The organism is Actinocatenispora comari (genome assembly GCF_017312725.1).
GTDB classification, from domain to species: Bacteria; Actinomycetota; Actinomycetes; order Mycobacteriales; family Micromonosporaceae; genus Actinocatenispora; species Actinocatenispora comari.
In genome coordinates this window covers 1-25,123 of the sequence record NZ_BOPO01000016.1, presented here as the reverse complement: position 1 = coordinate 25,123, position 25,123 = coordinate 1, and the positions used below count along the sequence as shown (strand labels likewise).

Annotated in this window: 22 protein-coding genes and 1 pseudogene; 18 read left to right on the top strand and 5 right to left on the bottom strand. The window is 71.9% G+C overall.

Features of this window, described 5'->3' with window-relative positions; all coding sequences use genetic code 11:
* Positions 1-14 precede the first annotated feature (14 nt).
* A complete protein-coding gene (locus NUM_RS06280; protein WP_207123618.1) occupies positions 15-1,277 on the top strand; it encodes an APC family permease in 1,263 nt (420 codons plus the stop codon).
* On the opposite strand, the gene ptsP is transcribed toward NUM_RS06280, so the two are convergent.
* Together ptsP and NUM_RS06270 are read right to left on the bottom strand one after the other, a co-directional pair.
* The gene (ptsP, locus tag NUM_RS06275) at positions 1,274-2,968 is read right to left on the bottom strand and encodes a phosphoenolpyruvate--protein phosphotransferase (RefSeq protein WP_207123617.1); all 1,695 of its coding nucleotides are present in this window, start codon (positions 2,966-2,968) and stop codon (positions 1,274-1,276) included. The two genes, NUM_RS06280 and ptsP, sit on opposite strands and share 4 nt — an antisense overlap.
* The gene (locus NUM_RS06270) at positions 2,965-3,231 is read right to left on the bottom strand and encodes an HPr family phosphocarrier protein (protein ID WP_207123616.1); all 267 of its coding nucleotides are present in this window, start codon (positions 3,229-3,231) and stop codon (positions 2,965-2,967) included. The genes ptsP and NUM_RS06270 overlap by 4 nt, the downstream gene beginning before the upstream one ends.
* A gap of 50 nt (positions 3,232-3,281) precedes the next feature.
* On the opposite strand from NUM_RS06270, the gene NUM_RS06265 reads away from it, so the two are divergent.
* The 13 genes from NUM_RS06265 (at position 3,282) to NUM_RS06205 (ending at position 14,098) form a co-directional block, all read left to right on the top strand.
* Complete coding sequence (locus tag NUM_RS06265; protein WP_207123615.1) at positions 3,282-3,752, top strand: PTS sugar transporter subunit IIA; 471 nt, start codon at positions 3,282-3,284, stop codon at positions 3,750-3,752.
* On the top strand, positions 3,749-4,573 hold the full coding sequence (locus tag NUM_RS06260) for a PTS sugar transporter subunit IIC (RefSeq protein WP_207123614.1): 825 nt from the start codon (positions 3,749-3,751) through the stop codon (positions 4,571-4,573). Before NUM_RS06265 ends, NUM_RS06260 begins: the two co-directional genes overlap by 4 nt.
* A gap of 17 nt (positions 4,574-4,590) precedes the next feature.
* Positions 4,591-5,430, top strand: a complete 840-nt coding sequence (locus NUM_RS06255; protein ID WP_207123613.1) for a PTS system mannose/fructose/sorbose family transporter subunit IID — start codon at positions 4,591-4,593, stop codon at positions 5,428-5,430.
* 17 nt (positions 5,431-5,447) lie between these two features.
* On the top strand, positions 5,448-6,623 hold the full coding sequence (gene nagA / locus NUM_RS06250) for an N-acetylglucosamine-6-phosphate deacetylase (RefSeq protein ID WP_207123612.1): 1,176 nt from the start codon (positions 5,448-5,450) through the stop codon (positions 6,621-6,623).
* Positions 6,624-6,627: 4 nt separating this feature from the next.
* Complete coding sequence (locus tag NUM_RS06245; protein ID WP_207123611.1) at positions 6,628-7,113, top strand: PTS system mannose/fructose/N-acetylgalactosamine-transporter subunit IIB; 486 nt, start codon at positions 6,628-6,630, stop codon at positions 7,111-7,113.
* A 12-nt stretch (positions 7,114-7,125) separates the two neighbouring features.
* On the top strand, positions 7,126-7,812 hold the full coding sequence (locus tag NUM_RS06240; RefSeq protein ID WP_225918368.1) for a GntR family transcriptional regulator: 687 nt from the start codon (positions 7,126-7,128) through the stop codon (positions 7,810-7,812).
* Positions 7,813-8,063: 251 nt separating this feature from the next.
* Positions 8,064-10,157 (top strand): glycoside hydrolase family 31 protein, encoded by a 2,094-nt coding sequence (locus NUM_RS06235; RefSeq protein ID WP_207123609.1) that lies wholly within the window; start codon positions 8,064-8,066, stop codon positions 10,155-10,157.
* Positions 10,158-10,274: 117 nt separating this feature from the next.
* Positions 10,275-11,072 (top strand): DeoR/GlpR family DNA-binding transcription regulator, encoded by a 798-nt coding sequence (locus NUM_RS06230; RefSeq protein WP_207123608.1) that lies wholly within the window; start codon positions 10,275-10,277, stop codon positions 11,070-11,072.
* Between the two features lie 166 nt (positions 11,073-11,238).
* Complete coding sequence (locus tag NUM_RS06225; protein ID WP_207123607.1) at positions 11,239-11,634, top strand: YbaB/EbfC family nucleoid-associated protein; 396 nt, start codon at positions 11,239-11,241, stop codon at positions 11,632-11,634.
* Positions 11,631-11,930, top strand: coding sequence for a type VII secretion target (locus tag NUM_RS06220; RefSeq protein WP_207123606.1), 300 nt, complete (start codon positions 11,631-11,633; stop codon positions 11,928-11,930). Before NUM_RS06225 ends, NUM_RS06220 begins: the two co-directional genes overlap by 4 nt.
* Positions 11,931-11,940: 10 nt before the next feature.
* Positions 11,941-13,164, top strand: a complete 1,224-nt coding sequence (locus tag NUM_RS06215; RefSeq protein WP_207123605.1) for a hypothetical protein — start codon at positions 11,941-11,943, stop codon at positions 13,162-13,164.
* Entirely contained in the window at positions 13,161-13,529 is a 369-nt protein-coding gene (locus NUM_RS06210) for a hypothetical protein (RefSeq protein WP_207123604.1), read from the top strand. Before NUM_RS06215 ends, NUM_RS06210 begins: the two co-directional genes overlap by 4 nt.
* Before the next feature lie 41 nt (positions 13,530-13,570).
* On the top strand, positions 13,571-14,098 hold the full coding sequence (locus NUM_RS06205; protein ID WP_207123603.1) for a hypothetical protein: 528 nt from the start codon (positions 13,571-13,573) through the stop codon (positions 14,096-14,098).
* A gap of 28 nt (positions 14,099-14,126) precedes the next feature.
* Here the strand turns inward: NUM_RS06205 and NUM_RS06200 are convergent, their stop codons facing one another.
* Both NUM_RS06200 and NUM_RS06195 read right to left on the bottom strand, forming a co-directional pair.
* Positions 14,127-17,036, bottom strand: coding sequence for a WXG100-like domain-containing protein (locus NUM_RS06200; protein ID WP_207123602.1), 2,910 nt, complete (start codon positions 17,034-17,036; stop codon positions 14,127-14,129).
* 203 nt (positions 17,037-17,239) lie between these two features.
* Positions 17,240-17,518: a CD225/dispanin family protein gene (locus tag NUM_RS06195; RefSeq protein WP_207123601.1), complete on the bottom strand. Its 279-nt coding sequence runs from the start codon at positions 17,516-17,518 to the stop codon at positions 17,240-17,242.
* 264 nt (positions 17,519-17,782) lie between these two features.
* Between NUM_RS06195 and pyk the strand changes: the two genes are divergently transcribed.
* From pyk to NUM_RS06180, 3 genes are all read left to right on the top strand, one after another.
* A complete protein-coding gene (gene pyk / locus NUM_RS06190; protein ID WP_225918367.1) occupies positions 17,783-19,207 on the top strand; it encodes a pyruvate kinase in 1,425 nt (474 codons plus the stop codon).
* A gap of 74 nt (positions 19,208-19,281) precedes the next feature.
* A complete protein-coding gene (locus NUM_RS06185) occupies positions 19,282-20,148 on the top strand; it encodes an acyl-CoA thioesterase (protein WP_225918372.1) in 867 nt (288 codons plus the stop codon).
* 330 nt (positions 20,149-20,478) lie between these two features.
* Positions 20,479-22,707 carry an NEW3 domain-containing protein gene (locus NUM_RS06180; protein WP_207123598.1) on the top strand — a complete coding sequence of 743 codons (2,229 nt, stop codon included), beginning with the start codon at positions 20,479-20,481 and terminating at the stop codon, positions 22,705-22,707.
* Positions 22,708-22,797: 90 nt separating this feature from the next.
* Here NUM_RS06180 and NUM_RS06175 read toward each other — a convergent pair whose 3' ends face one another.
* Positions 22,798-24,711, bottom strand: a complete 1,914-nt coding sequence (locus NUM_RS06175) for a beta-N-acetylglucosaminidase domain-containing protein (RefSeq protein ID WP_207123597.1) — start codon at positions 24,709-24,711, stop codon at positions 22,798-22,800.
* A gap of 230 nt (positions 24,712-24,941) precedes the next feature.
* On the opposite strand from NUM_RS06175, the pseudogene NUM_RS06170 reads away from it, so the two are divergent.
* Positions 24,942-25,123: pseudogene (locus NUM_RS06170) on the top strand (hypothetical protein); the annotation flags it as partial.

Sequence of the window (25,123 nt, the reverse complement as noted above, 5' to 3'; positions counted from 1 at the left end):
TTGGGGAGGCGGCCATGCCCGAGCGACGACTCGGTATCGGTACCGGCGTGGCGCTGTATGTGGGCGCGGTGCTTGGCCCCGGCGTACTGGCGCTGCCGGCGCTCGCCGTCCGTACCGCCGGGCCGGCGTCGGTCCTGTCCTGGGCGTTGCTGTGCGCGATGTCGGTACCGGTCGCGGCCGCCTTCGCGGCGCTCGGCGCGCGGCACCCGGGACGGGGCGGGGTGGCGAGCTTCGTCGGCCTCGCGTTCGGGCCCGCAGCTCGGGCCGTGGTCGGCTGGTGGTTCTACCTCGCCGTACCCGTCGGGGTGGTCGCTGGGGCGCTCGCCGGGGCCCGCTACGTGGCCGGCGGCGCCGGCACGGTACCGGTCGCCGCGCTGCTGCTTGCCGCCGCGTTGGCCGCGAACCATGCCGGGCTGCGCGCCACCGGCCGCATCCAGCTGGCGCTGGTCGGGCTGCTGGTGGCGTTGCTGGTCGCCGGAATCGTCGCCGCCGTACCGCAGGCGCACCCGGCGCGGTTCGTCCCGTTCGCCCCGCACGGACCGGGCTCGGTGCTCGCCGCCACCAGCACGCTCTACTTCGGCTTCGCCGGGTGGGAGGCGGGCACCCACCTGTCCGCCGACTTCGCGCAGCCGCGCCGGGCACTGCCCCGGGTCACCGGCGTGACGCTGGTCGTGGTCTCCGCGCTCTACCTGGGCGTGGCGTCGGCGACCGTCGCGGTGCTCGGCTCCGCCGGCGGCCGCAGCGCCGTACCGCTGGCAGATCTGCTGGCCCGGGGGCTGGGCGGCGTTGCCGGACCGGTCACCGCGGCCGTCGCGGTGCTGCTGTCGTTCGGCGCGATCAACACGTACCTCGCGAGCGCCGGGCGGCTCGGCACCGCCCTCGCCGAGAGCCGCGCGCTGCCGGGCACGCTCGCTCGCACACCGCGGCGCTCGCTGACCCTGGTCGCCGTACCGACCGGGGGCCTGCTGGCGGTCGTCGCCGGCGCCGGGCTGCCGCTGGAACTGTTGCTGCGGGCCACCAGCAGCTGCCTCGCCGCGGTGGTCGTCGCCGGTCTCGCCGCCGCGGTGGTACTGCTGCCGCGCCGCTCGGCGGTGCGCCGGGGCGCCGCGGCCGGCGCGGCCGGCACCACCGTGGTGCTTCTCGCCACCGGGTGGCTGGTGCTGTTGCCGGTCGCGATCGCCGCGGCCGCGATCGGGTACCGGCGGCTCACCGGACGCCGGGCGGTGGCCGGCCCGCACCGCGACCGGGCGCCGCGGGTACCGACGAGCCCACGCTAGAGCCCCAGTTCGGACAGCGCGGGCAGGTTCTGCCGAACGATCTGTCGTGCCTGGTCGGCACCGTCGGCGTCCAGGGCCTGCTGGGCGAGCCGGACACAGTCGTCCTGGTCGACGCGGGCGAGTACCGCCTCGACGTCGGCCAGCGCGGACGCGCTCATCGACAGCGACGAGACGCCGAGCCCGACCAGCACCGCCGCGAGCGCCGGATCAGCGGCCGCCTCCCCGCACACGCCGACCGGGCGGCCCCGCGGCGCGGCGCCCTGGCAGGTCTGCGCGACGAGCGCCAGTACGGCGGGCTGCCAGGCGCTGCCGAGCGACGCGAGCTGCGGCAGCATCCGGTCCGCCGCCATCGCGTACTGCGTCAGGTCGTTGGTGCCGATGCTCGCGAACGTGGCCGTGCGCAGCAGGTGCCGGCTGAGGATGGCCGCCGACGGCACCTCGATCATCACCCCGGCCGAGGTCAGCCCGTACCGGCCGCAGCGGTCGACGAACGCGTCGGCCTCCGCGGCGGTCGACACCATCGGCGCCATCACCCACACCTCGGCCCGCTCCGCCGCGGCCGCCTCGGCGATCGCCGCGAGCTGCTCGTCGAGGATCTCGGGCGCGTACGTGGCGACCCGCAGCCCGCGCACGCCCAGCGCGGGGTTCGGCTCGTCCGGCACCCCGAGGAAGGGCAGCGGCTTGTCGGCGCCCGCATCCAGGGTGCGCACGACGACCTTGCGATCCGGGAACGCGGCGAACACCTCGCGGTAGCTCGCGACCTGTTCGCAGCGGCGGGGCGCCTCGGTCCGGTCGAGGAAGCAGAACTCGGTACGGAACAGGCCGACGCCCTCGGCGCCCGCCTGCGCGGCGGCGGCGGCGTCGCCCGGCGCGCCGACGTTGGCCAGCAACGGGACCGGCCGCCCGTCGCGCGTGGTGCACCGGCCCGAGAACGTACGCCGCCGCCGCGTCACGGACCCGGCCCGGGCCACGAGATCGGGGCCCGGATCGAGGTGCACCGCGCCCGCGCCGGCGTCGACGACCAGCGCGGTGCCGGTCGGAATGTCGTCGGCGCCGGCCACGCCCAGCACGGTCGGGATGCCCAGCGCCCGGGCGAGGATCGCGGTGTGCGAGGTCGCGCCGCCGCCGCTGAGCACCAGCGCGAGGACCCGCCCGGCGTCGAGCCGGGCGGTGTCGGCGGGGGCGAGGTCGTGCGCGACGAGGACGAACGGGTGACCGGGTTCGGGGATGCCGGGCGCCGGCCGGCCGAGCAGGACGGCGACGATGCGGTCCCGCACGTCGCGCACGTCGCGGGCGCGCTCGGCGAGCACCCCGCCGAGCCCGGCGAGCTGGTCGGCCAGCGCGGTACCGGCGGACCACACGGCGGACTCCGGGGTCAGCCGCTCGTTGCGCACCAGCGCCTGCGCGGCGGCGACCAGTGCGGGGTCGGCCGCCATCACCGCCGTGGTGCGCAACAGCTCGGCGCTGGTGCCGCTGGTGCGGTCGGCGGCCGTCGACAGCTCGCGCCCCACCTCGGTCGCGGCCTCGGCGATGCGGGCCGCTGCCGGGTCGGTCGAGGTGCCCGGCGGCAGCTGCGTTCGGGGCGGTTCGGACACCGTGGGGCTCATCCGGATCGCCTGCCCCGACACCAGACCGGGCACGACCCCGAGGCCGCGCAGTGGTGCCGCGGTGTCGCGCTGGGTCGCGCTCATTCGGTGGCCTCGATCAGGGCGCCGAGCTCGGCGAGCAACGCGGCGCTGTCCGGTGCGTCGCTGCTGAGGACGACCACGTCGCCGCGGCTGAGCCCGAGCCCCATCATCGCGAGCATCGAGGCGGCGTCGACCGGCATGCCGTCGTCGCCGGCGCGGGCAAGAGATACCGGGAGACCGGCGGCGGCGACGCGCTGCGCGAGCGCGGCGGCCGGCCGGGCGTGCAGGCCGTCGGGGGACTGGACTACGGCGCGCTGGGTGGGCATTTCCCTCCTTGAACAGGGTTGGATCCGCGGCCCGGACCGAAGGTCAGGGCTTGTGGTGGTCGACACCATACTGTATACCGTTTCGCATGACGCAGATCCTCGTCGTCGGGCACGGTGACTTCGCGACGACCCTCGTAGAGACCGCAAGGATGCTCACCGGTACCGCCGGCCGAGCAGTCGCCGTACCGTTCCCCGTCGGTACCGGCGTCGACGAACTGACCGCGCAGGTGTCCGCGGCCCTCGACACGCTCGTCGCCGCGGGCGGCGCGGGCGACGACCCGGAGCGCGTGCTGGTGCTGGCGGACGTCGCCGGCGGTTCCCCGGCCCGCGTCGCGCTCGGCGAAGCGCTGGCCGGGCGGGCCGAGGTCGTCACCGGGGCCAACCTGCCGATGCTGATCGATGCGCTGTTCGGCGCCGAGACCACGCCGGCCGCCGAACTCGCCCGCCGAGTAGCCGCGTCAGCCCAGGCCGGGATCCGGAACCTGGGTTCGCAGATTCGTGAAGGAGGTGTGCCCGCATGAGCTTGGCCCAAGCCGCGCTGATCGCCGTCGTGGTCGCCCTGGCCTATCTCGCGCGCCGGATCGGTGGCGATCCCGGCCTCGAACGTCCCATCGTCCTGGGCCCGATCGTCGGCCTGATCCTGGGTGATCTGCAGACCGGGATCATCGTCGGCGGCTCGCTCGAACTCGTCTTCATCGGCGCGTCGCCGATCGGCGGATCCGTCCCGCCCAACGTCGCCATCGGCGCGGCGATCGGTACCGCCCTCGCGGTGGGCAGCGGGCACGGCGTGCAGGCGGCGCTGGTGGCGGCCATCCCGGCTGCCGTGGTGGGTACGTTCTTCGAACTGTTCGCGAAGACGGTCTGCTCGTTCTTGGTGCACCGCGCCGACCGGGCCGCCGCGGAGGCACGCGGAAGATCGATCATGGCCGTCGTCTGGGCCGGAAACGCGGTGCACTTCCTCGCGTACGCGATCCCGACGTTCCTGGTGCTGCGGTTCGGGGAGAGCGCGATCCAGTCGCTGCTGTCCGGCCTGAACGAGCACGTCCAGGCCGCGCTCAACACCGCGGCGGCGCTGCTGCCGGCGGTGGGCTTCGCGATCCTGCTCTCGGTGCTCTACAACAAGATGCTCTTCCCGCTGTTCTTCGTCGGCTTCGCGGTCGCCGCCTACACCGACTTCAGCGTCATCGGCATCGCGATCCTCGCGACGGCGCTGGTCGCCGTCATCATGCGCCGTCCCTCCTCGTCGGCTGCCGCACCGCCACCGGCACCGACGGCGCCGCCCGCGCCGGCCGAGAAGGACGCCGACAGTGCCCCGGCCCCGGTCACCACACGGCTCGTCTGAGCGGAGGGTAGGAAACCATGAGCGACCCCAAGGCCACCCCGGCGTCGCAGCCGGACACCGCCGAGACCAGGCGGGAAATCCGCCGGCTCACCTTCCGTGGCCTGCTGGTGCAGGCCGGCTTCAACTACGAGCGATACCAGAACCTCGGCTTCTGGTGGATGATGCGCCCGCTGCTGGACAAGCTGTACCCGGGCAAGGCGGAGCGGGCCGCCGCGTACCAACGACACCTGGTCTACTTCAACACCCACCCGTGGCTGATCGGCCCGATCGCCGGCGTGACCGCCGTGATGGAACGGCAGCGCGCCAACCGCGCGGAGAACATCGACGACGAGACGATCAGTTCGGTCAAGATCGGCCTGATGGCCCCGCTGGCCGGCATCGGCGACTCGCTGGTGTTCGGCACCCTGCGCCCCATCCTGGGCGCGGTGTGCGCGGCGATGGCCGTCACCGGCAACATCGCCGGCGCCCTGATCTTCTTCTTCGGGCTGCTGGCCATCCAGTTCGGTATCCGGTTCTGGACCACGTCCGCCGGCTACCACACCGGGGTGCGGTTCTTCGACCGGATCTCGCCGGAGACGATCGACCGGATCCGGCGCGGCGCCACGATGGTCGGGCTGGCGGTGGCGGGTGCGCTGGTGGCAACGCTGCTCAAGGTGCAGACGCCGTGGACCTACACCAACGGTCACCAGAAGATCAAGCTGCAGGACCAGCTCGATGCGGTACTGCCGGCGATGCTGCCGCTGGCCGTCACCCTCCTCGTGTTCGTCCTGCTGCGCCGCCGGGTCTCCCCGGTCTGGGTGCTGCTCGGCACGCTCGTGGTCGGCCTGGTCCTGGGCTACCTCGGCGTGCTCGGCTGAGGTGTGGGGGAGGGGAGGTGGCGGTGCAGAACCTGGACGGCGTGGCGCTGGTCGGCGCGCGCGTGCTGCGCTCCGACGGCCGGCTCGAACCCGCGTCGATCGAGATCGAGGATGGCCGGATCGCCCGGGTCGTCGAGGGCGCCGAGGCGACGGCGGGCCGGATCCGGTACGACCTTGCCGGGCGGATCGTGGCACCCGGGATGATCGACACGCACGTGCACGGCCGGCTCGGCCACCACGTCATGAGCGCGACGCGAGCGTCCGTCGACGTGATCGGCCGCGCCCTGCTCGCGCACGGCACCACGTCGTTCGTCGCCGCAACCGCCACCGTCGAGTACGGGCGGCTGCTCGGCGCGGTCACCGGTCTCGCCGGGCTCGTCGGCCCGGTCGAGGCCGGTGCGGAACTGCTGGGCATCCACCTCGAGGGCCCGTTCCTGAGCCCGGTGCGCCGCGGGGTCCATCCGCTGGCGCATCTGGTCGCGCCGACACCGGAGCGGCTGGATGCGCTGCTCGAGGCGGCCGGTGCCGCCCTGCGCATCTGTACGCTCGCCCCGGAGCTGGACGGGGCGAGCGAGGCGATCAAGCGGCTGGTCGCCGCCGGGGTACGAGTGGCGGCGGGGCACACCGATGCGAGCTACGCGCGCACCGCCGAGGCGGTGGCGGAGGGGGTCACGCGGGCCACTCACCTGTTCAACGGGATGCCCCCGGTCCACCACCGCAAGCCGGGGCCGGTGCCGGCGCTGCTCGCCGATCCGCGGGTACGGGTGGAGCTGGTCGCGGATGGGGTACACGTCGCGCCGGAGCTGGTCGGCGTCCTGCTGCGGGCACCGGACCTGCGCGGCCGGGTCATGTTCGTCTCCGACGGTACGGACGTGGCAGGGCTTGCGGACGGCCCGCACCGGCGGTGGGAGGGTACCCCGGTGGTGATCAGGGGCGGAGCCGCGACGACGCTGGCCGGCGCCGTGGCGGGCGGCACCGGCACCGTGCTGGACGGCGTCCGGCTGGCGGTCGACCAAGGGGTGCCGGTCGAGGTGGCGCTCGCGGCCGGTTCGCACGTCCCCGCCGACTCGCTCGGGCTGACCGACCGTGGCCGGATCGCCCCCGGCCAGTGGGCCGACCTGCTGGTGCTCACCGAGACACTCGACATCGAAACGACGATTCTGCACGGGGTCGTGCGGCGTGAGGAGAGCTAGTCACATGGACATCACCGTGATCCGGGTCGACGACCGTCTCATCCACGGTCAGGTCGTCTTCGGCTGGACGCAGGCGTTGGGCATCGAACAGATTCTGGTGGCCGACGATGCCACCGCCGCCAATCCGACCCAACGCGATCTGTTGTTGCTTGCCGTACCGACCGGGGTGGTCGCCGATGTGCTGTCGATCGACGACGCGGCGAAGGTGATCGCAGCGTCGACCTCGCGCATCCCTACCATGGTTCTGGTCAAGGGTCCCCGTGAACTCCAGACCCTCAAGCGGGCGGGTGTGCCGATGACGGAGGTCAACGTCGGCAACGTGCACACCGGTCCGGGGCGCCGGCGGCTGACCAAGGAGGTGCACGCCACCGACGAGGAGATCGCGATCTGGCGGGAGCTTGCGGCGGAGGGCGTGCAGCTCGAGGCGCTCTGGCTGCCGGGGCAGACGCGGACCGATCTGGGGAAGCTCGTTGCGCAGCTGGCTGACTGAGGAGGACGCGCCGTGGCGGTTGACCGAGGCGACGCCGGATCGTCCGCTTCCCCTGCGATCCCTACCATTCAGCGCTCCAGCCTGCAGGAGCAGGTGCGAGACGCGGTGGAGGAGATGATCGTCTTCGGCGTGCTCGCGCCCGGTGAGCGGCTTGCCGAGGGAGCGCTCGCGGCCCGTCTCGGCGTCAGCCGGCAACCGGTACGGGAGGCGCTTCGGGCGCTGGCGTCGGACGGTTTCGTCGACCTGTCGCCGGGGCGAAGCGCGACCGTGCACGCGCCGACCATGCGAGAGATCCGCGAGGTCTTCCACGTGCGCGCGATCCTGGAGGCGGACAGCTGCGCCCTCGCGGCCCGTACCATCGACGAGGCGGGCGTCGAGTGGCTGGACGCGATCTGCGCGGACGGGGAGGCGGCGCTCGCCGACCGGGACACGCGGCGGCTGATCGATCTCAACGGCACGTTCCACGGGGCCATCACCCGCATCGGCGGCAACAACGCCGCGTTCGAACTCCTCGAGCGGCTCCAGCGGCGGATCGCCTGGCATCTGACCCAGATCGTGGTGGACCGCGCGCCCGATTCCTGGGTGGAGCACCGGGCGATTCTGCATGCGCTGGCCGATTCCGACGCCGATCTCGCGTACCGGCGAATGCTCGAACACGTCCACCATTCTGTCGAGGCGATCAAACTCCACCAGTCCTGATTCCTCCAATCCGCCGGTAGGCTGATCGAGCAATGGTCGCCCGGCTTCCCGACGTGCCCATATTTGTGTGCAGGAATAAGAGTGGTCGAGTCGGTCGATCAATATGCTTGTGCATTCGATCAGTGCCGATGCCTGATCCCAAGAATGCATGGACCAGTCGCGCAACAATTGTTTACGCTGCTCGATGTCGGGTGCCGAGACGCATTGCGCCCGATTCCCCGCTCTCCCGTTCGCACAGGAAGTGGTGATCCATGTCCCACGCATCCGCGCGCATCGCCCGTGCCGCCATCGCCGGGCTCGGTGCCGCGTTGCTGGCCACTGCACTCGTCCCGACCACGGTCGTCGCCGCCGGTACTGCCCGGACCACGACCGGCGGCGCCGCCGTCACGCTCACCGAACCGGCCGCCGCCGGTGCGCCGGCCTACACGGTGACCATCCGCAAGGATCCGGTCCAGATCACGACCAGCCGCGGCGGCCGTACCGTGCTCGCCACGACCGGTCGGTCCGCGTCGCCGGCGACCGCGCCGCTGACGTTCACCGCCGGGGGCTCGACGTACGCGGCGAGCCGGGTCACCGGCGCCGAGTGGGCCGCCGGCACGCTCACCCTCACCATGGCGACGACCAGCCCCGGCGACCTGATCACGCTGCGGCTCACCCCACACGCCGGCCAGTACGACATGGCGTGGACGGTCACCGGGACCGGCGCCGGCCCGGTGGACACCGTTGCAGAGAACTTCGACCTGTCCTCGGCCGGCTACTGGTACGGGCAGGGGCTCACCAGCACGCCGCAGGGCGGTCCGATCCACGACCAGCCGTGGCCGCTCAACGCCGGCGACGTCGACAACACGGCGATGGGCCCCTCGTCGCACGACCGCAACAACCCGTTCTGGTACACCTCCAGCGCGAGCGGGCTGTGGGTCGACACCAACGACGACATGAACGTCCAGATCAACCACGAGCGCAGCGGGCTCGGCAGCTTCACCGTCACCCGCACCGACCGCTTCGCCAGTACGGTGTTCGTCGAGTCGACGCCGCGCGCGGTGTACGAGGACTACGTCGCCATCGCCGGCACGCCGCAGACCGTCGACGACCCCGACTCCGCCTTCGCCACCCCGACCTGGAACAGCTGGGCCGAGTTCAACACCGACGTCACCCAGGCGAGCTTCCTCGACTACGTGCGGAAGCTGCGGGCCAACGGCATCCCCGGCCACGCCGTGCAGATCGACGACGGGTGGAACAGCAACTACGGCGACTACACGTTCGACCCGGTCCGGTTTCCCGACCCGAAGGCGATGTCGGCGCAGGTCCACCAGCTCGGCTACGACCTCGGGCTGTGGATGACGATGTGGATCAACAAGGGCACGAAGAACTTCGACTACGCGAAGCAGCACGGCTACTTCTTCAGGTCCAAGGCCGACCCCGACCAGGTGTGCCTGGTGCCGTGGTGGAACGGTGAACAGGGTGCCGGGATCGTCGATCTGGCCAACCCGCAGGCCCGCGCCTGGTTCAGCGGCATCATGCACCACCTGATGGACACCTACGACGTGCAGGGGTTCAAGTTCGACACCCGGTTCTACGACCCCTCCTGCGCGCCCGACGCCGGGTACAGCACGCGGGACTACCTGGAGCTCGCCCACGAGTACGCCGACGACTTCGACATGGAGGGCCTCGGGCTCACCGCCGCCTGGACCGGCACCCAGAAGTACGGCTTTGCCATGCGCGACAACGACAAGGGCACCGACTGGCACTCCTTCCAGGCGTCCCTGTCCCAGGTGCTGTCGCTGAGCACCATCGGCTACCCGTTCGTCGAGACGGACATGATCGGGGGCTCGTCCGGCGCGCCGGAGGATCCGCCGAGCAAGCAGGTACTGATCCGGTGGGCGCAGGCCGCCGCGCTCATGCCGCTGGAGTACGCCTCGACCTCGCCGGTCAACCCGCGCTACGACCAGCAGACCATCGGCGCGTACCGGGACGCGATGCTGCTGCACGAGCGGCTGACGCCCTACATCCTGCGGCAGGTGCACGCGGCGGTGCACACCGGTGATCCGATCATGCGGCCGGTCTTCTTCGACTTCCCGGCAGATCGGGCCAGCTACACCCTCGCCAACGAGTGGATGCTCGGCGGCTCGCTGCTGGCCGCGCCGGTCGACACCGACACGACCGCACGCGACATCGACATCCCCGCCGGCCGGTGGTACGACGTGCTGCACCACCGCACCTTGCGCGGCCCCACCACGCTGCGCTCGTACGGCGCGGACCTCTCGCAGATCCCGATGTTCGTCCGGCTCGGTACCCGGGACACCGGGATGCTGATGTCCGCGCTGCACGGGAATGCCGGCCGGTAGGCGCCATCGGGCCGCGTCGCCGCCGACGTCCGGCGGCGGCGCGGCCCGCGTCGCACCGGCGAACACGCTGGACACGGCCGCCGGAATCCGGTGACCGTGGGCAAGGGAGAGTGGTCCATGACAGACGGCATGCCCCTCGCCGATCTCGGGTCGCGCAAGCGCGGCCGGCGGTTCGTACGCATCCTGGAGGCGGTCGCCGACCGCGGCGCGATGACGTTGCCCGAACTCGTCGCGATGCTCGGCGTGTCGGCGGCGACGGCGCGCCGAGACCTCGCCGAACTCGCCGACCACGGACTCGTCCGGCGCACCCATGGCGGCGTTCGAGCCATCGATTCCGGGGGCGAACTTCCGGTCGATCTGCGCGACACCCAGTGCCCGGTCGCCAAGCTCGCGATCGCCCGGGCGGTCGCCGCGCGGGTACCGCGGGACCGGCACGCCGTCGCGCTGTCCGGCGGTACGACGACGGCGCGCGTCGCCATGGAGCTGTCCCGCCACCCGCTGCTGACCATCGTCACCAACTCGCTGACCATCGCAGACCTGGTACACACGCATCCGGACCTGCGGATCGTCACGACCGGCGGCTCGCTGCGCACCCAGTCGCTGGAGATGGTCGGCGCCCTGGCCGAGCGCACGTTCGGCGCCCTGAACGTCGGCACCGCGATCCTCGGCGCCGACGGCATCGCTGCCGGGGCGGGAGTGACGACGCACGACGAGACCGAGGCGCGAACGAACCGGGCGATGGCCGCCAGCGCGCAGCGCGTCATCGTGGTCGCCGACGGCTCCAAGGTCGGACGGGTGACGCTGGCCCAGATGGTGCCGATCGACGGCGTGCACACGCTCGTCACCGACTCGTCGGCCGATCGCGGCGAGTTGGACCGGCTCCGCGCGGCCGGCGTCGAGGTCGTCGTGGCCTGACCGCGCCCGCCCCGGCCCAGCGATCTGGTGCCGTGCCTGCGCCGATCGCCCGCGTCGAGCACCGGTGGTGACTCGGCTCGTCACCGTGGCCGCGGCGGGCGCTGGCGAGTCGTCGGTAGGCTTGCGTGCCGGCGGCGATCGGCCGGTGGGCAGGGGGTGAGCGGCGGTGCGACCCGAATGGCGGGAGCACATCGCGGAACTGACCGAACAGTTCGCGCAGGCGCGCAGCGGTCTGATCGAGGCGCAACGTCGGACCGCCGAGCTGACCGCCACCGCCCGCGACGCCGACGGGCGACTCGGCGTCACCGTCGACCACCAGGGCCGGCTCACCGCCGTCGAGCTGGGGCCCGCGGCGACCAAGCTGCCCGCCGCGGAGCTGGGCGCCTTGATCGTCGCCGCCAGCCGCGCCGCGGCCGCCAAGATCGACACCCAGCGCGCCGAGTTGCTGGCCCCGGCCGTCCCGAACGAGGTACGCGAGCGGCTCGACGCGGTCCGCGACGAGCACGGCCGGCTCGACCTCGCCCGGATGTTTCCCGACCCGTACCAGGAGCGTCGGCCATGAGCCGGATGGAGATCGACACGCACGCCGTCCGGCGGTACGCGCCGGGGCTCGGCGACGTCGCGAGCGACCTCGCGGATGCCCTGTCCACCCTGAAGGAGGCGCTCGACGCCGACGACGGCGCGTGGGGCGACGACAAGTACGGGCAGGCGTTCCTCAAGAACTACGGCAAGCCGGCGAAGTCCACGGCGCACAGCATCAAGCAGGTCGTGCACGGCATCCGGCAGATGCGGGCGAACCTGGTCACCGCGGCGGACAACTACGACCAGACCGAGGATGCCAACACCTTCACCACCTGACAGGACGTACATGACCGACTGGACCCCCGGTACCGAGTTCGAGCGTGCCCTCGCCGCCACCGTCGAGGCGCGCGACCTGGCCGGCTACCTCGACGTGTTGGTCGGCGGCGAGCTGGTGCTGCCGGTGGACGACGACGTGGTCCGCCACGACAACTGGATCACCTTCGCTTCCGGTGACACGCACGCGATCGCGTCGTTCACCTCCGGTGCGGCACTGACCGCCGGGACCAACGGCAGGTTCACCCTGTTCCGCAAGCAGTCACTCGCCGACCTGGTCGCGCACTGGCCGGACGAGCGCTGGCGGCTCGGCGTCGACGTCGGCCTGCCGATCGGCGCGATCTTCGACCTCACCCAGCTGCGCGCGGCCCTCGGCATCGCGGCACCATCCGTGTCCCCGTCCGGCATGACGCCCTCCGCGACGGAGTCTGCGTCCGGAGTGGCGCCTTCCGCGGCGGCATCCCCGTCCGCGACGGCGTCCCCGTCCGCGGCTGCGTCCCCGTCCGCGACGGCGTCCCCGTCCGCGGCCGGCCCGTCCGTGGCTGCGTCCCCGTCGGCGGCCGGCCCGTCGATCGGCTCCCCGCCACCTGCGGCCGCGACCGCTGGGCCCGGCCTCGCCGGCGACCCGGCTGTCGGAGAGCGCGGCACGTCCTCCCGCTCGGCATCCGCCGAGGGGAGTGGCTTGCCCTCGTCATCGGACGGCGTCGAGGCGAGCGCCGCGTCGTCTCCGCCGGAGAGCGGCGGGGCGCCGAGCGTCATGCAGAAGGTGGTGCCGCCCGACCAGCTCGACCGCTACCTCGACGACGGGTACGACCTGGTGGCCGGCTACGTGTACAAGCTCGCCGACGTGGAACCGCTGCGCACCGTGTCCGACCTCGTCGCCGGGCTCGGCCTCGACTACGCGGGATCGCCGTTCAGCCGCGACGACGAGTACGTGTGGGTGATCCGCTGGCGGCCGGTGATCACGAGCGTGTTCCGGGTGCCGTGGGGCGGTACGGACACCGCCGCGCTCGGCGCCTGGGGCGACCGTGGCTGGGTGGTGGAGCACCCGCCGTTCGCCGGCAACGGCTTCGCCGTCCATCCATCGATCCCGATCCCGGAGTGGAAGGTCGACAGCACCCGGATCACCTCCGGCGCCGAGCTGTACCGCATCGACCAGGACGGCCGGCAGGATCTGGTCGCCGTGTACAGCTCGTCGAGTGCACGCTGGAACCGGCTGGCGGGAGGGGGACGATGATCCGCGAAGGGCTCTACCTGATCTGGCACGGTGAGCCGTACCCCGCGAACACCGACGGGTACCGGGTCTTCATCTACACCGACCACGCCACCGACGGCTTCCGCGAGACGGCACCCGGCCGGTACGAGCGGGACGTCACCGACGAGGACGACGTCGCCGGCGCCTACCTCTCCACCGTCGGCACCTGGCGCGGCGTCCCGGTCAAGGCGCTGTACGACGACGGCGAGCAGGTCCGCATCGAGTACACCGGCGGCCAGGCCCCGGTCGCCGAAGCCCTCGGCATGGACCGCGTCGACAAGGGCGTCTACCAGACCTGGGCCCCCCGCACCGACCTCCCCGACCTCCACGAAACTGCCCTGACCTGAGGCTGACGCGTTACGTTCTCCGACGGAGGAGGATCCCGGCTGTGAGTTCCGACGAATCGCCACCGGTCGACGGATTAGTTCCAATCGGTGCGACCGTGACGGCCATCTATTGGTGGAACGAACCCGACAAGTATGCGGGACCGGCTCGTTTCGATACGGTGTCGAAGGCAATGGACTACAACATGTCCGGGCATGTGTTGGTTGAGCTGGAGCTTCGCACCGTCGACGGCAGCTCGGTGATGCTTTATGGCGGGGTGCCCTTCACCGAACTCGGCCTCAGGATGTCGCCGCGGCAAGATCCGGGCGTCCAGCCTGCGCCCGGTGCCGTCCTGCTGTCAGCGATCCTCTGGAAGGATCGAGAAAGCTGGCGCGAATCGTATGAGCGTCTCGGCCTGCGAAAGGATAGGTCGCTCACCGCGCTGATCAGTTACGAGTACACCGAGCTGATCTTCAAGAACCCGGACGGATCGCAGTTCGTACTCCTCCCGATGCGACACCCGATGGGCGATGACGCACGCGAGCCTGTCGATCCGGCGGCCCTGCGCAGATGGGCAACGGGCTCTTCTTGATCGTCTGAAGCGGCACATCCGGCGACCGTCAAGCGGAGGGCGCGGTGCTCTGCCACGTGCCCGAATGATAGACCGCGAAAAGCTCTTCATGCCCATCGCTCGTGATGCGCCACATCTCGGCGCCTTCCTGTAGCGCCACGGCGTGGTGCGTGTCGTTCTGGTTGTCGGTCAGCAGCTCCGGTGCTCCTTTTCTGGCCTCGGCGCTGAACCCGCTGCCAGAGAAGGGGGCTTTGCCGTCGTAGAGCTTTCTGGGAGTAGCGTCGCCGCGCTCGCCCGCGACCCTCATCATTCCTTGACTGCTGGGTATGACGATCTCGTGTTGCGCTTGTTGTTCGGTGACTCTCATGCGGATTGCATATATTTCGCCTTGGTCCGGAGAATACGGCGTCTCCTCATAATCAAGGCGCAGTCCTTCGACGATGTCTCGCGGTGTCCTCAGGTGCGTGACATCGACGAGCTTGGTGATAAATCCCGTAATGCCACCGAACAGGCCGCTCACGTATTGAGGGATGTCCTCTTTCGGGAAGACCTTCTGGATGACGCGGTGGGTGCCGTTGGTGTCGTCGGGCTCGATGAGTCGTGACTCGTTGCGTATGGCATCGAGCGGCGCGCGATCGGCATCGCTCATGGACTCGAACTCCGACTTCCGTCCATCCGGGATCGGGGTGTCGACCTTGCCGCGGGCCTCGTTGAAGAGGTCCTCGGCGGTGCGGCCGTCATGGCCATGAAAGTACTTGTCGACGAACGTCTTGAGGCGTGCCGCGAAACCCTTGCCGGCGTAACGCTCGTCGGTTGAGCGGAACTCGACGCGGTGCCAGCCAGCATCGTCCTCGAGACGAACCCACTCACGGCCCTCGTGGTGAACGGTGTTGATCCCGTCGCCGGGGTCGGGGAAGCCGGGGCGGTGCGGGTCGTAGCCGAGCTTCTCGATCGTCTCCGGTGAGGTCGTCGGCCGCTGGGCACTCGCCGTGTCACGATCCTCGGGGGCCGCACGGTCCTCAACAGAAGTCCGACCGGCGTCGCTGTCGTCGCGAGGCCCTTCAGCCGCGTCGCGGCCTGGCGTGGAGCGCCGATCGACGTGCGCTGGAGTCGAGGTGCGAGCGGCGTCTTGAGTTGATTCCGGGCCGGCTGGTACGGCTGTCCTGTCCGGGCCCGGCGTGTCAGCGTCGGCGCGGCGTGCCGTCGTGCCGGTCGTGTCGGTCGTGTCGGAGTCGGCGGCGGGTGCGTTGCTGGTAGGGCGTGCGGGCGGGTTGAGTACGGCATCGATGCGGTTGACGGCGGTGGTCGAGCCTCGTCCGGTGCGGTCGTGCACCTCCTCGCGTGCCGGCGAGGCCTGCGTTTCGTTCGCTGTCCGAACACGGTCGGCCGCATGACGAGTGTCGTCCGGGCCCGACTGCCGTGAGTGATCGGTGGTGGGGCCACCGGCTTGTCGCGAACCATCGGCCGCGGCGCCGCCATCGTCGGCCGCCGGCCGGGAGCGGTCGACTGAGGCGCCGCCATCGCCGCCCTGCCGCGAACCAGCGTGGTCACCCCCACCGTGTCGTACGGCGGGCTGTTCGGCTCCGCCGGGCCGAGTGCGGTCGGCGGCGCCACCGACCGCGCGTTGCCTGTCCCGGTCGTCGTGCGTTGCGCCCGCGTGCGTCTCGTCCGGGTTCGGTGCGAGGGGGCGTTCGATGGTCCGGCGTGGACGCTCGGCGGCGGAGGAATCGCCGCCCGCGTGCCGGGTGGGCTCGGCGGCGGTGCGGGTACGATCCGGCGCCGCGTGGGTGGTCGACCGCGCGGACTCCGTTCGTCCAGTGGTGGTCGCACCGGAATCCACCTGGGCGGCGGCACTGCCGTGCGCGACGACGCCCGTCGCCGACGTCGTGCCGGTGTCCGGTGTTCCCGGGGGCCTTGCCGCATCCACCGTCGCGGACGTGTCCACTGTGGACGTGTCGGTGGCCGGTCGGGACGAGGAGGCGAGGAGCGTCTCGGGCGGATCGGCGTCGGGGATCGCGACGTGGTCGCCGTGCGGCGGGGAACTGGCCCATTCCTCCGCCTTGCCCCTGGCGAAGCCGATCGCGCCGCCCGCCGCGCCACCGGTCGCGCCTTCCGCGACGTCGTGCCAGGACGCCGGCTCACCGGTCACCGCGCCGACCGCGAACGGTGTCGCACCGCCGACCACCGCGCCCTTGACCGTCTGCCCGAACAGGTTGTCGCCGAAGACGACGCGACCGAGCCCGGTCTTGTTGCCCAAGAGATCGGCGCCACCACCCAGCACGGCGCCGGCTCCCGCGTTGAGCACGCTGTTGCCGGTACGCGCGAAGTTCCAGCCGCCCTTCTCGTCGCCCTGTGCGGTCATCAGCAGCTGCGCGCCGAAGTCGGGCAGCTCGCCCTTGAGAGTGCTCTTGACGCCCTCCTTGACCAGCTGCTTGACCGAGAACTCGGCGGCCTTCTCGGCGGTGCGTTCGGCGATCTTCTCGACCACCATGGTGGCGACGCGGCGGGCGGCGAGCTGGGTCAGACCCTCCTCGACGGCGATCTCGACGAGCGAGCCGCCGAACGTGGCGGCCGCCGCGGAGATCATGATGGCGATGTCGATCGCCAGCAGGATCAGCATGACGATGAACGTGTACTTGGCGTACTCGATGTCCTCGGCGCAGCCCTCGCACAGCTTCGCGAGCCCGTCGCACGCCTCCCTGAGCTTCGACAGGTACGCCTCGTCGTCGCCGGAGTAGGCCGACCAGGTCCTGTCGAACGCGCGTCCGTCGGCGGCGTCCAGCGCCGTCACGACCAGGTCGGCCGCCTGGTCACCGTTGTCGGAGGCGTCGCCGAGGGCGGTACCCATCGCGGTCCACGCGTCGGACAGCCGGCGCATCGCGTCCTCGTCGCCGCCCGGCCAGTCCGCCCCCACGACCCAGCTGAGCCACTCCAGCCACTCCGGCACCTCGTAGCTCACGCCCGCACCCATCCCGCCTCGTCCGGGGCGTGCGACGGACCGCCGGGTGGGTCCTCGTGGCGGTGGGCGGGACCGACCGTGGCGGTGTGGTCGCCCATCGACGTTTCCTCCCCGGAGATCAGGTACGGGGAGGAACGTAGCGCAATGGTGCAATCACGACCGCCGGTTGCGAGCCGCCCGGTCGCCCGGACGAGAAGCCGTGGTCAGTTGAGGTCGGAGGTGCCGCGGACGGCGAAGACGATGATCCCGCCGATGATGCCGCAGACGATGGCGGCGATGGTCCAGCCGCGGGCTCGGGAGAGCTGGCGCTCCATCTCGTCCATGTCGTTGCGGTCGCGGGCGCCCATCGCCAGCGCGGAGAAGACGATGCCGACGATGCCGAACGGGGTGCAGCAGCACACCGTCGAGGCGATCGACAGCCCCAGCCAGGTGCCCGGGTTGGAGCCGCTCGACTGGCTGGCGTAGTCGTACTCGCTGGGCATGCGCACCGTCCCGGGGATCGTCAGGCGGTTCCGGTACCGACGTCGCAACGGTAGCCATGGCGGACAAGTCCCGGGCGTACCGGTGACCTACCCGTGATCCGTCGCCGTGGGCCGCCCCAGACTGTGGGATCTTCGCCGTTTCGGCGCTGTCGCCAAACGATTTCCGGTCCTCGCTGCGAAGTCCCGCGGATGCCTCTTTCCGCTGATCGGACAGGGTGGGACGGGCGCCACAGTGGATCCGGCGTCGGGTATAGCCTGGCTGCCGTGACACGTCGAGCGAAGATCGTTTGTACCATCGGGCCAGCGACGGCGACGCCCGACCGGATGCGTGGCCTGGTCGAGGCCGGCATGGACGTTGCCCGGCTGAACTTCAGCCACGGCACCCACGCCGACCACGAGGCCGTCTACCACATGGTCCGGCAGGCCGCCGACGAGGCGGGTCGGGCGGTGGGCATCCTCGCCGACTTCCAGGGCCCGAAGATCCGGCTCGGCACCTTCGCCGACGGCAAGGTCGAGTGGAAGACCGGCGACTCGGTGGTCATCACCGCCGAGGACGTCGAGGGCACCGCCGAGCGGGTCTCCGTGTCGTACAAGAAGCTGCCGGCCGAGGTGCACTTCGGCGACCGGCTGCTGGTCGACGACGGCAAGATCGCGCTGGAGGTCACCGACGTCGACGGCCGGGACATCCGCTGCCTGGTGGTCGAGGGCGGCCCGGTGTCCGACCACAAGGGTCTGTCGCTGCCGAACGTGGCGATCAGCGTTCCGGCGCTGTCCGCCAAGGACGCCGACGACCTGCGGTTCGCGATGGGCCTCGGGGTCGACCTGGTGGCGCTGTCGTTCGTCCGCTCGGCCGACGACATCAAGCCGGCGCACGAGATCATGGACGAGCTCGGCGGCCGGGTCCCGGTGATCGCCAAGATCGAGAAGCCGGAGGCGGTCGACCGGCTCGACGCGATCGTGGACGCGTTCGACGGGCTGATGGTGGCCCGTGGCGACCTGGGCGTCGAGCTGCCGCTGGAGCGCGTGCCGATGGTGCAGAAGCACGCGGTGCAGCTGTGCCGGGAGAACGCCAAGCCGGTCATCGTCGCCACCCAGATGCTCGACTCGATGATCGAGAACTCGCGTCCCACCCGTGCGGAGACCTCCGACGTGGCGAACGCGGTGCTCGACGGCGCCGACGCGGTGATGCTGTCGGCCGAGACCTCGGTCGGCCGGTACCCGGTGCTGACGGTGCGCACCATGGCCCGCATCGTCGAGTACGCCGAGTCCGGCGAGTTCTGCTGCCCCGGCCTGCAGCACGACCCGCGTACCCAGGGCGGCGCGATCACCGCCGCGGCGGCGCACACCGCCGAGGTGATCGGCGCGAAGGCGCTGGTGGCGTTCAGCCAGACCGGCGACACGGTGCGGCGGCTGTCCCGGCTGCACTCGTCGCTGCCGCTGCTCGCCTTCACCCCGGACGACAAGGTCCGCCGGCAGCTCGCGCTGACCTGGGGCGTGGAGACGTTCCTGGTGCCGTTCGTGCACCACACCGACGACATGTTCCGGCAGGTCGACCAGGCGCTGCAGGAGGTCGGCCGGGGCCAGTCCGGTGACTCGGTGGTGATCGTGGCGGGCAGCCCGCCCGGTACCCCGGGCTCCACCAACACGGTCCGGGTGCACCGGCTCGGTTCGCTCGCCGACACCGTCTGAGCGTCGTGCCCGACCAGCACGACCCGGACGACCCGACCGGTCCGGCGGGCCGGTCGGATCCGGGCGGCGGGCAGCTGACCGGGCAGGCCGCGGTCGACGACCTGCTCGACGTGCTCGACCTGGAGACGATCGAGGTCAACCTGTACCGGGGACGCAGCCCCGCGGTGGCCCCGCAGCGGGTGTTCGGCGGCCAGGTCGCGGCGCAGGCACTGGTCGGCGCCGGCCGTACCGTCGACGCCGACCGCACCGTGCACTCACTGCACGGCTACTTCGTGCGGGCCGGCGACTCGTCGATCCCGATCGTGTACTCGGTGGAGGTCATCCGGGACGGCCGGTCGTTCTCGGTGCGCCGGGTGACCGCGATCCAGCACGGCCGGCCGATCTTCTTCATGTCGGCGTCGTTCCAGCGCGCCGAGGCGGGCCTGGACCACCAGGCGCAGCCGCCGGCCGACGTGCCGCCACCGGAGTCGGTGCCGACGCTGGCCGAGCGGATGGCGCGCTACCCCGAGCGGCTCGGCATCTGGTCCCGGGTGCCGCAGTCGGTCGACGTGCGCTACGTCGGCGAGCCCGGGTGGGTGCGCAGCGGTGACCGGCCCGCCGAGGTACACCAGCGGGCCTGGTTGCGGGTCGCCGGCCGGCTGCCGGACACCCCGCTGCTGCACGCCTGCGCGCTGACCTACGCCTCCGACCTGACCCTGCTCGATTCCGTCCTGTCCTGGCACGGCGAGGTGTGGGGCCCGGACGGGTTCGCCGGCGCCAGCCTGGACCATGCGCTGTGGCTGCACCGCCCGTTCCACGCCGACGAGTGGTTCCTGTACGACTGCTCCAGCCCGTCGGCGTCCGGCGGCCGCGGCCTCGCCACCGGCCGCATCTTCACCATCGACGGCCACCACGTCGCCACCGTCGTGCAGGAGGGCCTCCTGCGCCGCGTCGGCAACTGACGCCCGGCCGCCGGCCGTGCCGGTGACGGACGTCCCGGCCGCCGGCCACGCCGGCGTCGTTCTCTCGGTCGGTGGCGCCCGGTCGTGGTCGGCCGGTCGGTTCGTGTGTCCGGCCGGCCGTTGACCTGTCGTGTTCTGTGTGCTTGAGTTTGAAGCTGTCCGATGCGGAGATGTTCTTCCCTCCGCCCGTGCGTCGTGTCAGCTACCCCGAGCCGTGGCCCACCTGCACATCGAGGTGAGCGTACCTGTGCATCCGGGCGACCGTCGGGGTCGACGGTGCCCAGTGGCTCGGTGATTCAACACAATCACACATTGCGAGGGAGCCACCCCATGCACCTTGCACACCCGCGCCGACGGCGCCGCCCGGGACTCGCCGCGGCCGCCGCGCTGTCGGTACTGCTGGTCCTGGCGTTCGCCGGGCCCGCGCGAGCCACCGCCGACGACCCCGCCGCCGGCACCGCGACCGACGTCGTCGGCGCCACCCCGCCGATGGGGTGGAACAGCTGGAACCAGTTCGGCTGCGACATCAGCGACCAGGTGATCCGGCAGGAGGCCCGGGCGCTGGTGTCCACCGGGCTGCGCGACGCCGGGTACGTCTACGTCGACATCGACGACTGCTGGCAGGCGCCGGAACGGAGCGCCGAGGGTGCCCTGCAGGCCGACCCGACCCGGTTCCCGCAGGGGATCAAGCCGCTCGCCGACTACGTCCACTCGCTCGGCCTCAAGCTCGGCATCTACGGCAACCCCGGCAAGCGCAGCTGCGCCCAGCGCAACCGCGGATACCCCGGGCTGTCCGGGTCGCTGGGCCACGTGCAGCAGGACGCCGACACCTTCGCCTCCTGGGGCGTGGACTACCTCAAGTACGACTGGTGCGGCGCCAACGAGTACGGCGTGGACCGCGCCACCGCCTTCGCCCAGATGCGGGACGCGTTGCGGGCCACCGGACGCGACATCGTGTACAGCATCAACCCCTCCGACGGCAACGCGCTGGGCGCGACGGGGTACTGGGGCGACGTGGCCACCCAGTGGCGCACCACCGGTGACATCAAGCCGGTGTGGGACCAGGGTGCCGCCGGAGTGGTGAACATCCTCGACAAGCAGGTCGGGCTCGCTCGGTTCGCCGGCCCGGGGCACTGGAACGACCCGGACATGCTGGAGGTCGGCGTCGTACCCGGCGGCTACACCGCCGGGTATCCGGGGCTGACCGACACCGAGGCGCGTGCCCACTTCGGCATGTGGGCGATGCTGGCCGCGCCGCTGATCGCCGGCGCCGACATCCGTGACCTGGACGCCACCTCGCGGGACATCCTCGCCAACCGCGAGGTGATCGCGGTCGACCAGGATCCTGCCGGGATCGAGGGCAGCAGGATCCGCGACGACGGCGACCAGGAGGTGTGGGCGAAGCCGCTGGCCGACGGGAGCGTCGCGGTGGCGCTGCTGAACCGTTCGGCGACCAGCCGATCGATGTCGACCACCGCCGCCGCGGTCGGACTGGCCGGCGACACCACCGGGTACCGGGTCCGCGACCTGTGGGCGCACGACAGCACCGAGACCGCCGGGGTGGTCGGCGCGAACGTGCCGGCGCACGGCGTCGCGCTGTACCGGGTGACCCCGATCGACAACCCGACGCAGGAGCCGCCGCACACCGGGCTGCAACTCACCGGCCTCGGCACGGTGACCGGCGGCGAGCCGGTGACGGCGACCGCCACGTTCACCAACCACGGGGTGCTGCCCGTGCAGAGCGCCGAGCTGGGGGTGTCGGCACCGCAGGGCTGGCAGGTGCGGGCGACCTCGCCGACCTCGTTCCCCGCCGTCGCGAGCGGCCGGAGCGTGCAGGCGACGTTCCGCCTCACCCCACCGGAACCGGACCGGCTGTTCCCGGTCGACGAGCTCACCGCGACCGCCGAGGGCCGCTGGCACGGTCGGCTGCGGTGGAGCACCTCGACCACGGTCACGGTCCCGATGACCAGCCCGCCGGTGCGCGCGCCGTACCGGACGTACTCGTCGGCGACCGACGCACCCGCCCGGTACGCCCAGCTGGACGACACGTTCGGGATCTCCGGCGCGGGGTCGGACCTGTACAAGAACGCCGACGCGTACACCACGGTCTACCGGCCGGGCGCCGTCACCGGCTCGGCCACGGTCGAGACCACCGTGACGGGCGCCGACCGGCTGTCCGGGTTCGGCAAGGCCGGGATCCTGGTACGCGACGACGCCACCGCCTCCGACACCGGCCCGGAGGGCGTGATCCTGCTCGTCTCCCCGTCCGGCGGCATCCAGCTGGAGTGGAACTCCACCGGCGGTACCCGGATCAACGCGGTGACGCCGCCCAACGGCACCATCCCGTACACGCTGCCGGTGCACCTGCGGCTGGTGCGTACCGCGGCCGACACCTACGCCGGCTACTACTCGCTGGACGGGACCAGCTGGCATCCGGTCGGCACCGCGACGGTGCCCGGTCAGGGTGCCGTCCAGGACGCCGGCATGTTCGTCACCTCGCACGCCACCGGCAGCCCCGCCACGGTGCGGTTCACCGGGTTCACGGTGTCGTCGCAGTAGCCCGGCGGAGCATCGGGCGCGGCGTACCCGGTCGCGAAACCGTTGCGGCGTAAGCGGATGGGGCCGCTCCGGGCGGCCCCGTCCGCCTGGTCAGTTCGTGGCGAGGGCGTCGGTGACGAACTGGTCGACGACACCGTCACCGACCTTGACCGGGGTCTTGCCGTCGATCGGGTCGACCGGTGCGGTCGCGGCCGCCACCTGGTCGGCGATCGCGGCCCGGTCGGCGGCCGCCCGGTCGGTGTCGCCGTCGCGCTGCGCCTGCAGCAGGTCCAGCGCGGTGGTCATCGCCCGACCCCAGGCGGCCATCGAGGTCAGCCACGGGTCGGTCTCGGTGACGAACGACGGCTCGGCGTGCTGCCGGATCACCCCCGGCGCCGCCGCGAACCCGGCCACCCGCCGCTCGAACGTCGCGATGCCGTGCGCGTCGTGCGCCGCCCAGGCCGTCCAGAAGTCCTTGATCGCCGCGGACAGCTCCGGCGCCTGCTCCCCGGTGATCTTCGGGACCTGGTACTCCACGTCGGCGAACGCGCGCAGCGCCGCGGCGAGCCGATGGTTGCCCCCGGCGTACTCGTCGATGCCGGCGGCCCAGGAGCGCTGCGGGTCGTAGCCGCTGTCGTTCCAGCAGAAGTCGGCCACCGTGTACAGGGCGATCTTGCTCGCCGCGGCCTGGTTCATCGGGTTCGCGGTGTCGCCGGCCAGCACGCCGGACAGCCCGGCCTGCCGGTGCAGGTACGGCGCCATCTCCAGCCGGCCGCGCAGGTAGTCGTTGACCGGGTAGTTGTCCCACAGCAGGATGTCGTGGCCGAACACCTGCTTGGCCTGCTGCGCCTGCTCGACGGTGACCTCGTGCGCGATCACCCCGATGCCGGTCCACATCACGACCACGTCGGGATCGAGCTGCTCGCGCAGCGCCTTCTTGTACGGCGACTCGGTGACGTCGTAGTACTCGGTGGCGACCGTCTGCAGCGGCGTCACGTCGGCGTGCTTGCCGATGAACGCGTCTTTCACCGCGTCGAGCAGGTACGACTGGGCGGCGCCCGCGGCGGCCGCGCCGGTACCGAACTTCTGCGCGTCGGCGTCGCAGTTCCACTTCGTGTAGCTGATGTCGTCCAGCGGGATGTTGAACGAGCGCACCCCGATCGCGTACACCTGCTCGAACTTCGCCACCAGCTTCGCCAGGTCGTCGGCCGACGAGTAGCACACCGACAGCCCCGGCGACAGCGCGTAGGTGAACCGCACGTGGTTGACCTTCGCCCGGTCCACCAGCTCGGACAGCTCCGCCAGCTGCGCGTCCGGGTACTCGTCCCGCCACTGCGCCCGCAGGTACGGGTCGTCCTTGGGGGAGTACTCGTACGTGTTGAGCTTGTGCGCGCCGTAGTAGTCGAGCTGGTCGAGCCGGTCGGCGTGCGACCACGGCGTGCCGTAGAAGCCCTCGATGGTGCCGCGGATCGGCATCGCCGGCCAGTCGCGCACCGTCACCGCCGGCAGCGCGTGGTGGCCGATCAGCTGCCGCAGCGTCTGCACCGCGTAGAACGTGCCGGCACCGTCCACACCGGACAGTGCCACCACGCCGTGCCCGCGCTCCAGCCCGCTGGCCAGCACGTACCCCTCGGCGGCCAGCCCGGCCGGGCCGTCGGCGTGCAGCCCGGCCAGCGCGCCGGCGGTCGCCGGGTTCTCCGCCGGCCCACCCAGGTACACCGTCAGCGCGCCGGCCGGCGCGGCCTGCGCCGGCGACACGGTACGCACGTGCCGCACCCCGGCGGACCGCAGCGTCGCGCGCAACGCGGTGCGGGCCGCGGAGTCGGTGCCGGTACCGGCGACCACGGTCACCGTCGACGGCACCGCGAGCGTGCCGCGGCCGGGTGTCACCTGCTGCGGCGTCGGCGCGATCCGGGGGACCGCGGCCGGTGCCGCGCTGGCGGACGTGCCGGCCACCGACGCCGAGAGGGTCGCCGCGGCGAGCAGGATCGCGGCGGCAGCGGGCAGGGCGCGGAACACACGCATGGGACCTCCTGCGACAGCGGCGCCCGGCGCGAGGGGCGATGCGACACAACGTACGCGCGGCATCGACGCCGGGTCGGGTCCCATCAGCTCACGTACCGCCGGAGATGTCAAGATCTGTTCGATATGACGGGACATCGAGCGTTTTCGCGCCCGGCCCGGCCGTCCGTTCCGCCCCGGTGCCGCCGCCGGCCGCCCCGGCGGGGGAGAATCGACGGCCGGGAGGAGGTGCCGTGCAGATCAGCCTGCTCGGGCCGGTGGAGCTCGACCCCGCCGGCAGCGACGGTCACGCTGGCAGCACCGGTCACGCCGGCAGCGTCGGCCGGGGCGGCAGCGCCGACAGCGTCGGCCGGGACGGCAGCGCCGACAGCGCCGGGCGCGCCGGTGCCGCCGGTCGAGGCGGTGCGGCCGGTCG